Origin of the sequence: Paenibacillus sp. 453mf, from assembly GCF_900116105.1 — a bacterium.
Classification (GTDB): domain Bacteria; phylum Bacillota; class Bacilli; order Paenibacillales; family Paenibacillaceae; genus Paenibacillus; species Paenibacillus provencensis.
This window is the reverse complement of sequence record NZ_FPAC01000001.1, coordinates 2,737,999-2,754,738: the sequence shown is the minus strand read 5'-3', so window position 1 is coordinate 2,754,738 and position 16,740 is coordinate 2,737,999. Positions and strand designations below refer to the sequence as shown.

At 46.5% G+C, this 16,740-nt stretch carries 13 protein-coding genes, 1 other RNA gene and 3 pseudogenes; 15 read left to right on the top strand and 2 right to left on the bottom strand.

The window, feature by feature from the left end; all coding sequences use genetic code 11:
• The first annotated feature begins 29 nt into the window (after positions 1-29).
• The 6 genes from dnaG to BM415_RS13045 all read left to right on the top strand — a co-directional run bounded on the left by dnaG (position 30) and on the right by BM415_RS13045 (position 6,135).
• A complete protein-coding gene (gene dnaG / locus BM415_RS13070) occupies positions 30-1,850 on the top strand; it encodes a DNA primase (protein ID WP_091158598.1) in 1,821 nt (606 codons plus the stop codon).
• Positions 1,851-1,894: 44 nt separating this feature from the next.
• Positions 1,895-3,025 (top strand): RNA polymerase sigma factor RpoD, encoded by a 1,131-nt coding sequence (gene rpoD / locus BM415_RS13065; protein ID WP_091158596.1) that lies wholly within the window; start codon positions 1,895-1,897, stop codon positions 3,023-3,025.
• A gap of 236 nt (positions 3,026-3,261) precedes the next feature.
• Entirely contained in the window at positions 3,262-4,032 is a 771-nt protein-coding gene (locus BM415_RS13060) for a tRNA (adenine(22)-N(1))-methyltransferase (protein WP_348272316.1), read from the top strand.
• Positions 4,008-5,123 carry a Nif3-like dinuclear metal center hexameric protein gene (locus tag BM415_RS13055; protein WP_091158594.1) on the top strand — a complete coding sequence of 372 codons (1,116 nt, stop codon included), beginning with the start codon at positions 4,008-4,010 and terminating at the stop codon, positions 5,121-5,123. Before BM415_RS13060 ends, BM415_RS13055 begins: the two co-directional genes overlap by 25 nt.
• 62 nt (positions 5,124-5,185) lie before the next feature.
• An RNA gene (gene rnpB, locus BM415_RS13050) (RNase P RNA component class A) lies at positions 5,186-5,596 on the top strand.
• Between the two features lie 215 nt (positions 5,597-5,811).
• Positions 5,812-6,135 carry a hypothetical protein gene (locus BM415_RS13045; protein WP_091158593.1) on the top strand — a complete coding sequence of 108 codons (324 nt, stop codon included), beginning with the start codon at positions 5,812-5,814 and terminating at the stop codon, positions 6,133-6,135.
• Positions 6,136-6,184: 49 nt separating this feature from the next.
• On the opposite strand, the gene BM415_RS13040 is transcribed toward BM415_RS13045, so the two are convergent.
• Complete coding sequence (locus tag BM415_RS13040; protein ID WP_091158591.1) at positions 6,185-8,068, bottom strand: S8 family peptidase; 1,884 nt, start codon at positions 8,066-8,068, stop codon at positions 6,185-6,187.
• A 260-nt stretch (positions 8,069-8,328) separates the two neighbouring features.
• Between BM415_RS13040 and BM415_RS13035 the strand changes: the two genes are divergently transcribed.
• Positions 8,329-8,823 (top strand): YpuI family protein, encoded by a 495-nt coding sequence (locus BM415_RS13035; protein ID WP_047910837.1) that lies wholly within the window; start codon positions 8,329-8,331, stop codon positions 8,821-8,823.
• A 181-nt stretch (positions 8,824-9,004) separates the two neighbouring features.
• On the opposite strand, the pseudogene BM415_RS13025 reads toward BM415_RS13035, so the two are convergent.
• A pseudogene (locus tag BM415_RS13025) lies at positions 9,005-9,758 on the bottom strand (IS3 family transposase); the annotation flags it as partial.
• A gap of 121 nt (positions 9,759-9,879) precedes the next feature.
• Here BM415_RS13025 and BM415_RS25580 point away from each other — a divergent pair.
• The 8 genes and pseudogenes from BM415_RS25580 to BM415_RS12980 form a co-directional block, all read left to right on the top strand.
• Positions 9,880-10,347: pseudogene (locus BM415_RS25580) on the top strand (DDE-type integrase/transposase/recombinase); the annotation flags it as partial.
• Positions 10,348-10,538: 191 nt separating this feature from the next.
• Positions 10,539-11,105, top strand: a complete 567-nt coding sequence (locus tag BM415_RS13015) for an NADPH-dependent FMN reductase (protein WP_091158587.1) — start codon at positions 10,539-10,541, stop codon at positions 11,103-11,105.
• A 196-nt stretch (positions 11,106-11,301) separates the two neighbouring features.
• The gene (locus BM415_RS13010) at positions 11,302-11,877 is read left to right on the top strand and encodes an IS110 family transposase (protein WP_348272327.1); all 576 of its coding nucleotides are present in this window, start codon (positions 11,302-11,304) and stop codon (positions 11,875-11,877) included.
• A 332-nt stretch (positions 11,878-12,209) separates the two neighbouring features.
• Positions 12,210-12,964: pseudogene (locus BM415_RS25575) on the top strand (LLM class flavin-dependent oxidoreductase); the annotation flags it as partial.
• Positions 12,965-13,060: 96 nt separating this feature from the next.
• Positions 13,061-14,149: an LLM class flavin-dependent oxidoreductase gene (locus BM415_RS12995; RefSeq protein WP_091158583.1), complete on the top strand. Its 1,089-nt coding sequence runs from the start codon at positions 13,061-13,063 to the stop codon at positions 14,147-14,149.
• A 96-nt stretch (positions 14,150-14,245) separates the two neighbouring features.
• Entirely contained in the window at positions 14,246-15,322 is a 1,077-nt protein-coding gene (locus BM415_RS12990) for an LLM class flavin-dependent oxidoreductase (RefSeq protein WP_091158581.1), read from the top strand.
• Positions 15,319-15,885 carry an NADPH-dependent FMN reductase gene (locus BM415_RS12985; RefSeq protein WP_091158579.1) on the top strand — a complete coding sequence of 189 codons (567 nt, stop codon included), beginning with the start codon at positions 15,319-15,321 and terminating at the stop codon, positions 15,883-15,885. The genes BM415_RS12990 and BM415_RS12985 overlap by 4 nt, the downstream gene beginning before the upstream one ends.
• 606 nt (positions 15,886-16,491) lie before the next feature.
• The gene (locus tag BM415_RS12980) at positions 16,492-16,707 is read left to right on the top strand and encodes a DUF1540 domain-containing protein (RefSeq protein WP_091158577.1); all 216 of its coding nucleotides are present in this window, start codon (positions 16,492-16,494) and stop codon (positions 16,705-16,707) included.
• Positions 16,708-16,740 lie beyond the last annotated feature (33 nt).

Sequence of the window (16,740 nt, the reverse complement as noted above, 5' to 3'; positions counted from 1 at the left end):
TACGTGTTAAAGAGATGAAGGTGGTTAAGATGAGTGCGGGGCAGGGTAATATACCGGAAAGTGTTATCGAATCAGTGCTGAGTCAACATGATATCGTCGACACGGTAAGCAAGTTTGTACATCTGACCAAGCAGGGCAAGTATATGAAAGGGCTTTGTCCATTTCATTCAGAGAATACCCCTTCTTTTACGGTTACACCAGAACGCCAAATCTTCTATTGCTACGGCTGCGGCAAGGGAGGCAACGCCATCAAATTCAGGATGGAAATCGAAGGATTAACCTTTCCCGAGGCTGTCAAGACGATGGCAGAAGAGAGCCATGTTCCTCTTGGGGAATGGCAAGGGCGTGATGTCGCACATCATAATCCTGAAACGGAGCGTTTGCTGCAGGCTTATGAGCTTACTGCTAAATTATACCATTATTTGTTGAAGAATACGGAGTACGGTAAGGCAGCAATCGAATATTTACGTAATCGGGGAATGAATGATAAAGCGATTGACCATTTTCAGATTGGTTATGCTCCAGCCGGTTGGAATACACTTGTACAGTTTCTAACGAAACGATCGTTCCCGCTCGCTGAAATGGAGAAGGGCGGATTAATTTCGGCCCGGAACGAAGGTGAGGGGTACGTAGATCGGTTTCGAGACCGTGTTATATTTCCAATTAAGAATAGCAGTGGCAAAATCATCGCCTTTGCAGGCCGAATTATGGGTGATGGCCAGCCGAAGTATCTTAACTCGCCGGAGACGAGGCTGTTTAACAAGAGTCGTGTCCTCTACAATATGGATCATGCAAAGGCTTCTATCCGCAAAAAAGGACAAGCGATTCTGTTCGAAGGTTACGGTGATGTTATCTCCGCCTGGGAGCATGGAATACAAAATGGGGTTGCCGGGATGGGGACTGCCCTGACGGAAAATCAAGCCCGTATGCTTAAATCTCTCAGTGATGAGGTAATTATCTGTTATGACGGTGATCGCGCCGGTCAAGCTGCCGCACTCAAAAATTTACCGATCCTGGAGTCGGCAGGAATTCAAGCAAAGGTTGCGCTCCTGACAGATGGTTTAGACCCTGATGAATTTATTCGCAGGCATGGTGGAGACCGCTTCACTCATCAAATCATTGAAGGTGCTGTTCCACCGTTAAAATTTAGACTTATAAACTTGAAAAAAAACCATATACTGCTAGAAGAAGGTGGCCGGATTGCTTATTCGCGTGAGGCCATCAAGCTGATTGCTCCACTTTCTTCTCCTACAGAGAGAGAGGTGTACTTGCGGGAGTTAGCTTCCGAAGTGCATGTGGATTTTGAGACACTGAAGCAGGAATGCAATCTCGAAAGGCAGCAAATGCAAAAAAACGAGCGTTATGGGGATAATAACGACAAAAGGTGGAATAATGGTAGGCAACAAAATAGGCAGATTCCTACACCTAATTTACTCCCTGCCTATCATACGGCCGAACGAAGGCTTCTATCCTGGATGCTTCAAGATGATGAGGCGGCTAGATATGTTGGTGAACGTCTTGGTGAAGCCTTTAACATTAGCGATCATGCAGCTATCGCTGCTTATCTATATGCTTATTACGCTCAAGGCAAACCTCCGGATCTAAGGATGTTTATGCTGTCCCTTCAAGACGATCGTCTTGAGAAGACGGTAAGCTCCATTTCCATGATGGATACGCCTGAGCAGTGGGATCACGGAGCACTGGATGATTGTATTAAAGAGGTATTAAAGTATCCGGTATTACAGCAGATCGATTCTAAAAAAGAGGAAATGATTGCTGCCGAACGATCCGGAGACTTTTTGCGTGCAGCACAAATCGCAAGTGAGATTATAACCCTAGAGAGACAATGATTGTAATTATCATACCATGTTTCTAGGGAGGAGGGAGTCGAAGTATGGCGAATGATCAGCATGCTGAACTAGAAACAGAATTGACGCTGGATCAAGCAAAGGACCAACTGATTGAGCAGGGCAAAAAGAGGTCGTCTTTGAATTACAAAGAGATCATGGAGAAACTGTCTCCATTCGATCAAGACCCTGAACAAATGGATGAGTTCTATGAACAACTCAGTGATTTAGGAATTGATGTGGTAAATGAAAGTGATGAGGATAATCCACTTCGGCCTAATGACGATTCCGAGAATAATGACGGGGACGATTTTCATTTTGATGATGATCTCAGTCTGCCTCCCGGAATTAAGATTAATGACCCGGTCCGCATGTACCTGAAGGAAATCGGACGTGTGCCGCTTCTGTCGGCAGACGATGAAGTTGAACTGGCTAAACGAATTATGAATGGAGACGAGGAAGCAAAACGTCGGCTCGCTGAAGCCAATTTACGTCTCGTCGTCAGTATTGCCAAGCGTTATGTAGGCCGTGGTATGCTGTTCCTTGACCTCATTCAGGAAGGTAATATGGGTCTGATCAAAGCGGTTGAGAAGTTTGACCACAACAAAGGTTTTAAATTTAGTACCTACGCCACGTGGTGGATTCGTCAAGCGATCACTCGTGCTATTGCCGACCAGGCTCGTACGATTCGTATTCCTGTTCATATGGTTGAGACCATTAACAAATTGATCCGTGTCTCCAGGCAACTGCTGCAGGAACTTGGGCGTGAACCGACACCGGAGGAAATCGCGGCAGAAATGGATCTAAGTGTGGAAAAGGTACGGGAAATTACGAAAATTGCACAAGAGCCTGTGTCGCTTGAAACACCAATTGGTGAAGAAGATGATTCTCATCTCGGAGATTTTATCGAGGATCAGGAAGCACTTGCTCCGGCTGATGCTGCTGCATATGAATTACTGAAGGAGCAATTGGAGGATGTACTTGATACACTGACTGAACGTGAAGAGAACGTCCTTCGTCTCCGCTTCGGACTTGATGATGGTCGTACACGCACACTTGAAGAGGTTGGTAAAGTGTTTGGTGTAACGAGAGAACGGATTCGTCAGATCGAAGCGAAGGCACTTCGCAAATTGCGCCATCCAAGCCGCAGCAAACGGCTTAAAGATTTCCTTGAATAGTTAGATTAAGGGCCTTCTGCTGTGCTTGCGGCAGGAGGTCTTTTTGTTTAATCTGAGGATAGTTTTTTCTTTTTTTTGGATATATTTCCTTCGATTTCTTATTACCCATTATTTTAGCTTTTTTTTATGATGATTGCAAACATCGAAACGACGCAGTGCCTGACTTGTGCACGAAGTCATCGTCGTGAGATTCTTTGCAATGTACACATTTAGTATGAAGTTGGGCGGTGCAATGCATGTTGAAATTATCGAAAAGATTGCAGCTATTACATGATCTAATGGATCCGGGACGGAATCTCGCTGATATCGGCTCAGACCATGCGCTCCTGCCAGTAGCTTGTATTCAGAGCGGCCAGGCGGCCACGGCAATTGCCGGAGAGCTGAATGAAGGTCCTTATGAAGCAGCGAAGAGACAAGTGGCAAGCAGTGGTTTACAGGCCAAGATCGAAGTCAGACGGGGAGACGGTCTGGATGTAATCGAGGCAGGCGAAGTGGATACGATCACGATCGCAGGGATGGGCGGCGCGCTTATCACAAATATACTAGAACGCGGCAAGCTTAAGCTTAAGGGGGTCACACGTCTTATTTTGCAGCCTAATGTTGGAGAGGATATTTTGCGAAAGTGGCTGTTCGATAATGACTATGTGATTGAAGCAGAACGAATTCTTGAGGAAGATGGCAAAATTTATGAAATAATCGCTGCTGTACCCGGGTATTTCAGCCATATCTCGAATGATGAAGTATATGAACCGAAACTGATCGGGACAGCTGACCATGTAATCGAGCTGACTTCTGACGAACTGCTGAAGATGGGGCCTTTCTTGGTGGAACAGGGCGGAGCTGTATTCGTAAAAAAATGGGAGTGGGAAATAGATAAGATCCAAAAGGTGCTGGCTTCTTTATCTAAATCTGACCTTCCTGAAGCAAAGGGAAAGGCCGGGGAGCTCGAACAGGAGCTGAAACGAATTGAGGAGGTGCTCTCATGTATGCAAAAGGACAAACCGTAATCTCCTATATGGAGGAGCTTGCTCCCAAGCATCTAGCTGTCCCTGATGACCGTATCGGTCTTCAGCTGGGAACGCTGGGGAAAGAAATAAAGAAGGTGCTGGTTGCTCTTGATGTGACAGATGAGGTCGTTGAAGAAGCGATCCGTATGGAAGCAGACCTCATTATTGCACATCATGCGATCATCTTCAGGCCACTCAAATCGCTGAATACGGATTCCCCAATGGGCAAGCTGTATGAGAAACTGATCAAACATGATATCGCGGTATATATCAGCCATACGAATCTTGACGTGGCAGAAGGCGGCATAAACGATTGGATGGCAGAAGCCATTGGACTAACAGATGTTTCTCCACTAGAAGATCTGCATACAGATCATCTGTACAAGCTGGTTGTATTTGTACCGAAGTCCCATCACCAAAAGGTGCTTGATGCGGTGCTTGGCGCGGGCGCAGGTTCAATCGGGGACTATAGTCACTGCAGCTTCAATATTGACGGATATGGTACCTTTGTCCCGGGAGATGATACAACGCCGTTCATCGGTAAGCAAGGACAAATGGAGCGAGTGGAAGAGGTCAGAATTGAAACAATTGTACCACATAGCATTCGGAACAAAGTCGTACAGGCGATGCTGAAGGCTCATCCTTATGAAGAGGTTGCTTATGATCTGTATCATATGGATATGAAGGGAAGAACGCTTGGGCTGGGACGTGTCGGCAAGCTGTCTGAACCTATTCTGCTCCAGGACCTAGTGAATACAGTGAAGAAGCAGTTCGATGTGAATCATGTGCGGGTTGTAGGCGATATGAATCGTCAGATCAAGAAGGCAGCTGTGCTTGGCGGCTCCGGCAGCCGTTATGTGAAACATGCGCTGTTTAGAGGTGCGGATGTCATTGTTACAGGCGATATTGACTATCATACCGCTCAGGATGCGCTGATGGCGGGGATTGCTATTATTGACCCAGGTCATAATATCGAAAAGATCATGAAGCCAAACACGGCAAAGTGGCTCATAGAGAAGCTGGAGAAAGGCCGTTATGCAACAGAGGTTCATATATCTGCGATTAACACGGAGCCTTTCCAATTTGTATAGTCGATCCCAGTAATTTCACTTGAATGATGGAGCGAGTCCTAGTATAATATGAATGTTGTCGGAAAGTTTGACAGACAATCGCTGGTGGCCTTTGTTGCCACGAGAGGAAAGTCCGGGCTCCATAGGGCAGGATGCTGGATAACGTCCAGTCAGCGCGAGTTGAAGGATAGTGCCACAGAAATGGACCGCCGATGGCTGGCTATATGCTATGCACAGGCAAGGATGGAACCGAGGTGTAAGAGACCCCGAGGAACGCTGGTGACTTCGTTCCTGGTAAACCCCATCTGGAGCAAGACCTAAAGGGACACCGCCTTTCGTAAGGGAGGCAGCCTTAGCCCGAGGTGTGTCTAGGTTGGTCGCTTGAGCTGTTCAGCAATGAATGGCCTAGATAGATGATTGTCGCTTGTGGTGGGAGGGTAGTTCCCGTTATGACCACGAAGAGCACAGAACCCGGCTTACGTAAAACTTTCCAAACTGCAACACAGCATATGAAAATGATATAACGGTAATTTGCCTGCCTAGTGCAGAACAAATTACCGTTTTTTGTTGTTGGGCAGAACGCCTTGCTGCTATGCCAAATTTTATCGAATAGACGTTTTTCTTAATTATTTTAACTATGGACGAACATCCAAGCCATTAAGTGAACAGGGAATAGATTATACTATCACTTGAAAAGGAGTTGTTCAGTATGTCTCAACGTAGTGGTCACCACATGAAAAAATGTTTTCCTCCTCTTAAGCCAATCGTTTGTGCTCCTGTTAATGTAGTAAAAGAACACTATCATCCACAAATTCAGCCTGTAATTCATCCTGTACAAATCATCAACAAGCATCATCCTGTACCTATACCAGTTCATGAGTGGGTAGTTGCTGAAACTGAAGAAGGTGTAGGCGGCATGAGCACTGGCATGAATGGTATGAACGGTGTGGCTGGAACAAGCATGATGAACGGTGTAGGCGGCATGTACGGTAAAGGCTACCATCTTGACCGTGGCAAAAGAGGCCGCAGATAATTAAACAACAAAAAGAGCAGCCGAGTTAATCTCGTCTGCTCTTTTTGTTTTATTTCATAAATTTGTTTATCGTATCCTCCAGCTTGTCGCGAACATGCTGAGGCCATAATTGAAGCGGTGCTTGCTCTCCAGAAGCTCCTGCAGCTTCCAGCGCCTTATATACATCGATTTGACCATAACCGAAGTATTTATCATATCCGGGGTCTCCAAGGTCGATTACACTGCTGCGCATCAAATCCATCACTTCTTCGTTTGACAGATCAGAATTATATGAGCGGATCAGTCCCGCCAGTGCGGCAACATGAGGACTTGCCATAGACGTTCCCGACAGTGCGGCGTATTGATTACCCGGATAAGTGCTGGCGATGCTTGCACCTGGCGCCATCACATCAACGTAATCACCATAATTAGAAAAGTCAGCCCGATTCATGGATGCATCTGTGGCAGATACAGCAAATACTTCGGGGTAGGCAGCTGGATAGCCCGGCCGTTCCGTATTGTCATTACCCGTCGCCGCAATCAGAACGACATCATGGTCATAGGCGTATTTGATGGCATCATGCAGGAATTCAGCATCTGCGTAATTACCAAGACTCATATTTATAACCTTTGCACCGTGATCGGTCGCCCAGATGATTCCCTCAGCTACGGCATAGCTCGAGCCGGAACCGGATTGATCCAGTACTTTAACAGGCATAATTTTGTTATACCAGGTCATGCCTGCGACGCCTTCATTGTTATTCACTTTGGCAGATACAATTCCCGCAACATGAGTACCATGGCCGACATCATCATAAGGTTCTGCTTCCCCATCAATAACGTTGTACCCCTCAACCAGCTGCCCCTCCAGGTCAGGGTGATCAAGATCTACGCCTGTGTCAATAACGGCTACAATAACATCCTCACTGCCTTTGGACAATGCCCAGCCCTTGTTTGTTTCTGTCGCAGGCAGATTCCATTGATAACGAGAGAAGAGCAGGTCGTTCGGAATATTGTTAGCCAGCTCATTTTCAGGTGCAGTTTCGTTGGTTAAATATAAATAGTGGGGTTCGGAGTACTCGGGATTCCATTTTTTCTGAAAATAAGTTTGAAGCTTAGGATAATCCATTTTCTTGGATCGAAAAACATACGCCTGGCCAACTTGATGCGTATGATCCAGATCAATATCTTTCTCGATCTGGGTAAGCTTCTCTGATGTTAATTTCTCTTTAAATCTAACGACGATCTCATCTTCGTAATAATGACTTGCGTTCTGATTATCGTGACCCGTTTTGACTGTAATATCCTGTAATGTGTTGGGCAGAACAGATTCTACGCTGTACTTGCCTTCTTTGGGATAAGGTATCATTCTTAAATTCCGGCGCTGATGCTCCTCCACATCATTAAGGATGTGCTGACTCATTACCGCGATAACAGCATGCTTACCGTCAGAAGATGGTTCGCCAAGGACAAAATACTTATCCTTATCGAGCGTAAGCGAAGTAGATTCATAGGACTTATGCTTTTGAAGAGCTTGCTTAGCGGAGCCAATGCTTGATTGAAGCTGTTTGTTCTTCTGAAGCATTTCCGCATCCTTTTGAATACTGAAGGACTGCTGCTTATCTTGCTCCAGATCCATCCACAGCAAGGTGTGAATGTGACTGTGCGTTGTTTCCAGTTGATCCATATAAGCTGACAGCTCTTTGCTATCCGAAGCTTTCAATTCCTCCAGCATTTTTTGCAGATGCATTTGGGCATCCATACGGGATAAATGATCGGTTGCTCGAACATCCTGTGCTTTGATTCGTTGTTTGAGCAGCTGCTCCTGCTGTGGCTTATTAGGGGTCTGCTGCTGTTCAGCCGTATTCTCTTCCCCAGGTAGTAAGATGGTGGTCATCACCAGAACGGCAGCGGCGGCGCCAATAGCCCAGTATGTCCAATTGCTTCTAGCCATTATTTTTGTATTCCTCCTGCTGTCTATATAATATCTATAGCGTGAGAAGATAAGGCTATTTTTATACGAGAGGATTTTGCAATCCTGACGAGAATAAACAGGGGATGGAATTACCGGCTTTAGGGTTATTTAAGTACCGCTCGTCACATTTTTATGGTAGGATAGTAGCTGAGAAATAATGGTCAGTAGATGCAGTTAAATCTTGGCCGGTTATAAGAAGTCTATATGAGGGACTTATTCTTTAAGGGGGAACTACCTTTATGTCAGCAAATGTGCAGAAGTTGTGTGAATCGGCACGAGAGAAATTGAAACCCGCAATTGAAAAACTGGAAACATTTCTAAACGAAAACTCACTTGCTCAGCTTGCCGCTGACCAGGATCAGGAGACCATTCCATTTTACAAAGGATTTCTTTCCGACCTTCGGCACCTGCTCGTTTTTTCTGAGGTATCGTATGAGAAGCTCGGAACGGCACTTCGTCGTGCGAATTTTGACGTTGATTTTGCGGAGAAAGCATTATATAACCTTTATCATCAGGGTATTAACAGCTTCTTCTATCCAAAGAATGAATGCTACTCTGAGGATGGGCGTTACGCATATACAGGTCAAGATGCCATTCGTTTCCGGATTAAGCCGGTAAGACCTGCTCGCGATATCATCATGGAAATTACTAAGACTTATGAAGAACTGCGTGATGACCTGAACTATTACGAAAGTGATTATCTGACTCAGCGCAGAATGAAGAGCAGAGCTTAAGCGCTGCTGGGTCGATTTTTTTAATACAAGTCATGCTAAAAGGGCTGTACCAAAAGTCTCGTAAGAGACTTTTGGTACAGCCCTTTTTTTAAATTTGTATAACAAAAAGAAACCTTCCCTTGGTAAAATGGAGGTAGGACTGACCCCCGTTATTGAGACAGGGATCAAAACACCTTTCAAGTTATGCAGCCAGTCGTCGATAATGAATCGGCGACTGGTTATTTAGTTTCGTTTGAATCCGAATTGAGTTGTAGTATGTAATATGGTCTTGAACGGTCTGTTCAACGATTGCCGTCGTTGTGCAGGTTAGCCCCTTCGAGATAGAACGTTTCAGACTTTAGTGTGGAATGAAACGATTCGATGGGGGCATTATCAGCAGGCGTACCTTTGCGGGACATGCTCATGACAATGCCTTTTCCTTTTACAGCTTCCTGATATAACTGTGACGTGTAGACGCTGCCTTGATCGCTATGAAGCATCGCGCCTGGTAAAATGGGCAGTTGGCTTAACGTGTCTAGAACAAATGACGTGTCTTGCTTGTCTGCTATACTGTACGCTACAATCTCTCCGTTAAACAAGTCTAAGATAATCGAAAGGTACAATGTCTTCCCTCCAAATGGCAAATAAGTAATGTCAGTAACGAGCTTTTGCATAGGTCTGTCCGCCTGAAATTGACGCTTTAACAGGTGCTCTGCAATATAAATAGGTTGTCCGGTTGGTTTCCGTTTCTTCACTTTGACACGACACTGAAGTTGTTCCTGTTGCATAATTCGTTGCACTCGTTTGTGATTTACCTTATGCTCTGCTCGAAATAATGCCGTAATCTTCCGATATCCACAGCGAAACTTATGCTGTACACAGAGTTCATGAATCTTTTCCACTACAGAATCCTTCTTCTCTTGACCATAATTAACTTTCCAACGGTAATAAGTAGCGTGAAATCCCTATCCATGTACAAGCTTGTGTTATATGTCGAACAGTTTTTCGTCTTTTTCCACAAAGAATTCACAATGTCGTTGTATTTAAAGTTTTCCTTCATTTATAATCGCTCCTTGAAAAATAATGGAGGAGATGGGGATCATCGCCTTCTACCCCGGTCCCAATCTAAGCAAACGGGACTTGAAAGCACGCACGTATCCCTATTTGCTCCGAGGCGTTCCCATTATGCATGTGAACCAGGTCTGAGGCATAGATATCACCTACTGTGGAACCCCCACAGGCTTTGTGTACCTGGTTGCCATCATCGACTGGTATTCTCGGTATATCGTCGGCTACGCCGATAGCAATACCATGCAGTCCGACTTCATTGTAAGAGCCGTCAAAGAGGCGATAAGGGCGCATGGAAAACCTAAAGTCATCAATAGTGACCAGGGCAGTCAGTTTACTTCAAACGATTATATCAACTGCATCAAAAGCTATGAAAATATTAAGATCAGCATGGACGGAAAAGGCCGTGCCAAGGACAATACCAGGACGGAACGTCTTTTCCGCAGCTACAAATGGGAGAGGCTCTATAAGGAGGATTTATCTTAGCATTTTGGATTTCGTGTCTTGACAACGGGGGGACATTACAGAATCGCGAACGTCATCTGCAAAACAGAAACTACATTTGCACAGAATCAGTATTTCTGCTAAACTGATTCTGTACTCACTCGGTAACAGTAAGTGAGGAATCCACAGCTTGTGGAATACGACATAAGGAGTAATGATTAAGTATGCTGAAAATCGCAATCGTTACTGGAAGTACCCGTCCAGGTCGTGTCAATGTCGGTGTTGCAAAGTGGGTGTACAACCTGGCAAAGGAACGCAAGGATGCCGAATTCGAGATTGTCGACATTGCCGATTATAACCTCCCGATGCTAGACGAACCCATGCCGTCGTCTACCGGACAACAATACGTTCATGAGCATACAAAAGCGTGGTCGCAGAAAATCAAGAGCTTCGATGCCTACATTTTCGTGGTGCCCGAGTACAACCATGGTCTATCCGGTGCGCTCAAGAATGCTATCGACTTTTTGACTCCTGAATGGTACAACAAGGCAGCTGGTTTCGTCAGCTATGGGGGCGTTGGAGGTGTACGCGCGGTGGAGCATCTGCGAAACGTGTTGGCATTTCTACAGGTTGCTACTGTTTCGGCGCATGTGACGCTATCGATTTTTACCGACTTTGAAAACTTCACAACGTTCAAGCCACATCCACGGCATGACGCTGAAGTAGGGCCGATGCTGGATCAAGTGATCACCTGGGGTGGTGCTCTCAAGCCTCTCCGAACAGAGGCGTAACCGGGTCCCAAGCACCTAAAATACGTACAGTTGAAGGTGGTCCTTGCTCGTTATTTTCGATCGACAAGTAGTCTCGTAGAACTGCCGTAAGTTAAGATGAACGTGAAGCAGCTCCTATTTGCTGAAAATCGTAGGTTAAAATGGAAAATAGGGAAACCAACCATTTCAGAGCTACTAAGCAAAAGGAGCTGTTAGTATACAGTCTGCCACAAAATTCATTGGTTTAGATGTCTCAAAAGAAAAAATTGCTATTGCCATTGCTGAAGCAGGTCGAGAAGAGCCTAGATGGTACGGTACGATTCCACATACCGCTAAGGCGCTTCGAAAATTAATTAAACAGCTGGGAAATAAAGAAACGCTGGCCTTTTGTTATGAAGCCTACCGTTGGATTACGTCGATGGGAGCACAATGTTGTGTAATCGCATCTACGCTGATTCCCAAGCGTGCAGGGGATCGCATTAAAACGGATCGCCGTGATGCATTGCAGTTGGCGCAGCTATTTCGTGCCGGGGAACTAACATCTATTTACGTCCCAACTCGTGAGGATGAAGCACTACGAGATCTGATTCGAACGCGATCCGATGCAAGGGAGGACTTACATCGTGCAAGACAGCGATTAATCAAGTTTTTGTTGCGACAACAAATCCATCCTCCCGTCACGATGTTGCTCACACCAAGCTTTCATGGTCGACCCGCTATTTCGATATTGAGTGACGCTCCATCCATTGCTGACGAAGTTTCTCCTTATCCATGCGCTCATCCTCCTACTTAAAGATGTTCAGTCCAGTGCTGTTCTGGCAGGGACGCTTTCAGATCAATGCATCTTTTCTGAGAAGAGTTTTGTTTCCGTTCGTTCAAACTGGAATGGTTGAGGCAAGGGAAGGGCGTGACGGTGGATATGTGCTCAAAACAGATCCCACACATATTACGCTCGCTGAGATTTTTCTGATCACAAACACTGAGACAATCTCAAATTTAAATCCAACGGATCACGGAGAAACCTGTAGCCTCTTCGATCAAGTTTTTGAAGAGATTACGCATGATGTTGAGCAACAATTGCTTAGATCTTTACAGAATTACACCCTCGCGGACTTAATGGTCCGCGCGACGATCGATTTGATTTACGATGGTCAAACTGATCATCGCCGCCCGTGCTTCGCGTGTCGGAAACTTCGGGTTGTTGGGATACGACGTCCGCGATTATGAAGAGCTGTACGAGGAAAAGCTTGAACTGCTGTTAAAGATTAACGAACAGGAAGTCGTCAATTGGAGCGGACAATACCGCGCTCCTCTTCGGAACGCGAAAGTTCTTCCGCGGCCGAAAAACGGCTGGATGCCGATCTGGCGGGCGTTGGCGGAACTCCCGCCAGCGCGATCAAGGCGGGTTACGCGGGTGTTCCGATCGTTACGGGCCTGTTAAGCGGCCTGGCAACCACCGTAAAGATGTCGATCGATACTTACCGTGAGGCTGCGCAGCGAAACGGACACGATCCGGCAAAGCTGCCGCTCACGATCTCCGGTTTGTTCAATGCCGCCGAAACGAGCCAGCAGGCGATAAAAGAAATGTATCCCCACTTGAATACGGGCACGGAGCTCGTTAACGGACGGAGCTTTCCAAGCAACTTGTTGCACAAGCCGCACATCCGCACGACGTCATGAATGTCGGCACTCCCGAGCAGATTATCGAGAAAATTCTTTATCAGCATGAACTGTTCGGCCATCAGCGGTATATTGCTCAAATCGATTTCGGAGGCGTGCCTTTCGATAGGCTCAAGAAAAACATCGAGCTGATCGTGACAAAAATCATGCCGGCCGTTAAGAAATATACCGCAAAGAAGCACAAGGAGGAAACGGAATAAAGATTGTCGGATTTCAATAGATTTGTAAGTAACTTTAATATATTTATGGAAACTGGCTAACAAATAGGAAGACTAAGGGAAAGGTTGGGATAAGCAATGGAGAAATATCACATCAATCCAGATGCAGGGCTGGAATTCGGCATCTATACGTTAGGCGATCATCTTCCGGACCCGCACACCGGGAAGCGCATTTCGGCACAGCAAAGAATTCATGAAATCATTGAATATGCCCAGCTGGCCGAGCAGGCGGGCATCGATTTTTTCAGCGTTGGGGAAAGCCATCAGGACTATTTTACGACGCAGGCGCACTCTGTCGTAATCTCGGCAATTGCCCAGGCGACCAAGAAAATCAAGCTAGGCAGCTCCTCGACAATTGTCAGCACGTTGGACCCAGTACGTGTATATGAGGACTTCGCGACGATCGATTTGATTTCCGATGGTCGGACCGAAATCATCGCCGGCCGCGCTTCTCGGATAGGGAACTTCGCCTTGTTGGGATATGACGTCCACGATTATGAAGAGCTGTACGAGGAAAAGTTAGAGCTGCTTATGAAGATCAACGAACAGGAAGTCGTCAATTGGAGCGGACAATACCGCGCCCCTCTTCGAAATGCGAAAGTGCTTCCGCGGCCGAAAAACGGTTGGATGCCGATATGGCGCGCCGTCGGCGGACCTCCCGCCAGTGCGATCAAGGCCGGTTATGCGGGTGTCCCGATGTATTTGGCCACTTTAGGGGGCCCAGCAACCTCGTTTAAACTGTCGATTGATGCTTACCGCCAAGCTGCGCAGCGAAACGGACATGATCCGGCAAAGCTGCCGATTTCAACTGCCGGTCTTTTTCATGTCGCCGAAACGAGCCAGCAGGCACTGAAGGAAGCGTATCCTCACACGAACATCGGCATGGAGCTCATTAACGGGCGCAGCTATCCGAAGCAACATTTTGCACAAGGCACGGATACGCACGATGTCATGAACGTCGGCAGTCCCGATCAGATCATCGAGAAAATTCTTTATCAACATGAGCTGTTCGGCCATCAGCGGTATATCGCTCAAATCGATTTCGGAGGCGTACCTTTCGACAGAGTTAAGAAAAACGTCGAGTTGATTGCAACGAAAATATTACCGGCTGTTAAAAAGTATACCGCTAAGAAGCACAATGAGAAGCACAAGGAGGAAACGGAATGAAGATCGTCGGATTTCAATAGATTTATAAGTAACTTTAATATATTTGTAGCTACGGGCTAACAAGTAGGAAGACTAAGGGAAAGGTCGGGATAAGCAATGGAGAAATATCGCATCAATCCAGATGCAGGGCTGGAATTCGGCATCTATACGTTAGGCGATCATCTTCCGGACCCGCACACCGGGAAGCGCATTTCGGCACAGCAAAGAATTCATGAAATCATTGAATATGCCCAGCTGGCCGAGCAGGCGGGCATCGATTTTTTCAGCGTTGGGGAAAGCCATCAGGACTATTTCACGACGCAGGCGCACTCTGTCGTGATATCGGCGATTGCCCAGGCGACCAAGAAAATCAAGATAGGCAGCTCTTCGACCATCATCAGCACATTGGATCCGGTACGGGTGTATGAGGACTTCGCGACAATCGATTTGATTTCCGATGGTCGAACTGAGATCATCGCCGGCCGTGCTTCGCGTGTCGGAAACTTCGGGTTGTTGGGATACGACGTCCGCGATTATGAAGAGCTGTACGAGGAAAAGCTTGAACTGCTGTTAAAGATTAACGAACAGGAAGTCGTCAATTGGAGCGGACAATACCGCGCTCCTCTGCGAAACGCGAAAGTGCTTCCGCGGCCGAAAAACGGCTGGATGCCGATATGGCGCGCCGTCGGCGGACCTCCCGCCAGTGCGATCAAGGCCGGTTATGCGGGCGTCCCGATGTATTTGGCCACTTTAGGGGGCCCAGCAACCTCGTTTAAACTGTCGATCGATGCTTTCCGCGAAGCTGCGAAGCAAAATGGACACGATCCGGCCCTACTGCCGATTGCGACAGCAGGTATGTTCCATGCCGCCGACACGAGCCAACAGGCGCTTAAAGAAGCGTATACTCACGCGAATGTCTTCTTGGAGCTCATTAACGGGCGCAGCTATCCAAAACAGCATTTCGCACAAGGCTCGGATACGCACGATGTCATGAACGTCGGCAGTCCCGATCAGATCATCGAGAAAATGCTTTATCAGCATGAGCTGTTCGGCCATCAGCGGTATATCGCTCAAATCGATTTCGGAGGCGTACCTTTCGACAGGGTTAAGAAAAACATCGAGTTGATTGCAACGAAAATATTACCGGTTGTTAAAAAGTATACCGCTAAGAAGCACAAGGAGGAAACGGAATGAAGATCGTCGGTTTATCCGGATCCATCGTAGGATCGAAGACAAGAACGGCAATCGAATACGCCATGAAAGACATCGCTGAAAAATATCCCGATGCAGATGCGAAATTGATTGATTTGGCGGACTACAACGTTCAGTTCAGCGACGGGCGCAATTACATGGAATACGAGGGTGATACCCGAAACGTGGCGCAAACGATCATGGAGGCCGATGCGATCATTATCGGAACCCCCATTTTTCAAGCCTCCATACCGGGCACGTTGAAAAATATATTTGATTTGCTTGCTCCTCAGGCATTGCGTGATAAAATTGTCGGTATACTGGTAACTGCAGGATCTGCTAAACATTTCCTGGTTGCAGAACAACAACTCAAGCCCATTTTGACCTATATGAAAGCACAAATTGTCCAAACCTACGTGTTTATCGAGGAAAAGGATTTCTACCGCAAAGAAATTACCAATGATGATGTCCTGTTTCGAATCCGGCGCTTGGTGGAAGATACATTCGTTTTAACAGAGACCTATACCAAAATTCGCGAAGCCAAAGAAGCGGAATACGGTTTTTAACATGAATGGAGAAACAGCCCTATTCATACTGCTGCGCTCCTTTTGGAGCCAGGTCACTGGGAGGACTTCGATCCGTTTCTATTGATGGCGGAGGATAAATTTCAAAAAGAAGCTTTCGACGTGCACCCGCGGGTTCGAGACGATCTCGTACATTATCGACGGAACGATCCATCATTATGACAGCGCGACGGGTGACGGGGCTCACAATCGCTTGGACGACAAGATCTTCAAGGAAACTTACCCCGGTGGAGGTAGAGACAGCTACCATAGAGCAGGCCCAAGCGGGGCAAGACCTTGCATAAACTCGGCGAAGCGTCCACGCTGAGATATGTGGTAAGGAAACGGCATTATCAAAGCGAGAGTCAATTTACTCAAGAAGGCAGCTAGAGACCGAAAACCAAAATGGCGATGCAGGGATAACAGCTCTAGCACCGCCATTTCTTTATTTTTACTGATTTAGACATAATGAGAGCTGTCGCCTCAAGCGAACGAACCTACTTTTGGGACAGCCTCTTTTTTATTTGCAAACAAAAGGCATCAATGCATGATTATGCTGGAGTATAAGGTATAGGCGATGAGGGTATCATACCATTTGAGGTGATAATAATGACTGTACCCATCGTTAAATGTAGCGTATCGAACTGCAGCTATTGGGGAGAACAAAATGAATGCAAAGCGGATTTAATTATGATTGACATTGATGCGCATGCCAGAAACCATCTCAAGGAAGAGTATGCAGGAGAAACATTCGATTCCGAACATCATGATCATGCAAAAACTTCTTCAGCGACTTGTTGTCATACGTTCAAACCAAAGGCTTAAGTCTTCAGCATTCTGCGGCTTCATAACCTGACA

Excerpts from the sequence above, each read along its gene's own strand:
- BM415_RS12990 (WP_091158581.1), top strand. The coding sequence starts at position 14,246 with ATGGAGAAATATCGCATCAATCCAGATGCAGGGCTGGAATTCGGCATC.
- BM415_RS13040 (WP_091158591.1), bottom strand. The coding sequence starts at position 8,068 with ATGGCTAGAAGCAATTGGACATACTGGGCTATTGGCGCCGCCGCTGCC.
- rpoD (WP_091158596.1), top strand. The coding sequence starts at position 1,895 with ATGGCGAATGATCAGCATGCTGAACTAGAAACAGAATTGACGCTGGAT.
- BM415_RS12995 (WP_091158583.1), top strand. The coding sequence starts at position 13,061 with ATGGAGAAATATCACATCAATCCAGATGCAGGGCTGGAATTCGGCATC.
- BM415_RS13060 (WP_348272316.1), top strand. The coding sequence starts at position 3,262 with ATGTTGAAATTATCGAAAAGATTGCAGCTATTACATGATCTAATGGAT.
- BM415_RS13015 (WP_091158587.1), top strand. The coding sequence starts at position 10,539 with ATGCTGAAAATCGCAATCGTTACTGGAAGTACCCGTCCAGGTCGTGTC.
- dnaG (WP_091158598.1), top strand. The coding sequence starts at position 30 with ATGAGTGCGGGGCAGGGTAATATACCGGAAAGTGTTATCGAATCAGTG.
- BM415_RS12980 (WP_091158577.1), top strand. The coding sequence starts at position 16,492 with ATGACTGTACCCATCGTTAAATGTAGCGTATCGAACTGCAGCTATTGG.
- BM415_RS13055 (WP_091158594.1), top strand. The coding sequence starts at position 4,008 with ATGTATGCAAAAGGACAAACCGTAATCTCCTATATGGAGGAGCTTGCT.
- BM415_RS13045 (WP_091158593.1), top strand. The coding sequence starts at position 5,812 with ATGTCTCAACGTAGTGGTCACCACATGAAAAAATGTTTTCCTCCTCTT.
- BM415_RS12985 (WP_091158579.1), top strand. The coding sequence starts at position 15,319 with ATGAAGATCGTCGGTTTATCCGGATCCATCGTAGGATCGAAGACAAGA.
- BM415_RS13035 (WP_047910837.1), top strand. The coding sequence starts at position 8,329 with ATGTCAGCAAATGTGCAGAAGTTGTGTGAATCGGCACGAGAGAAATTG.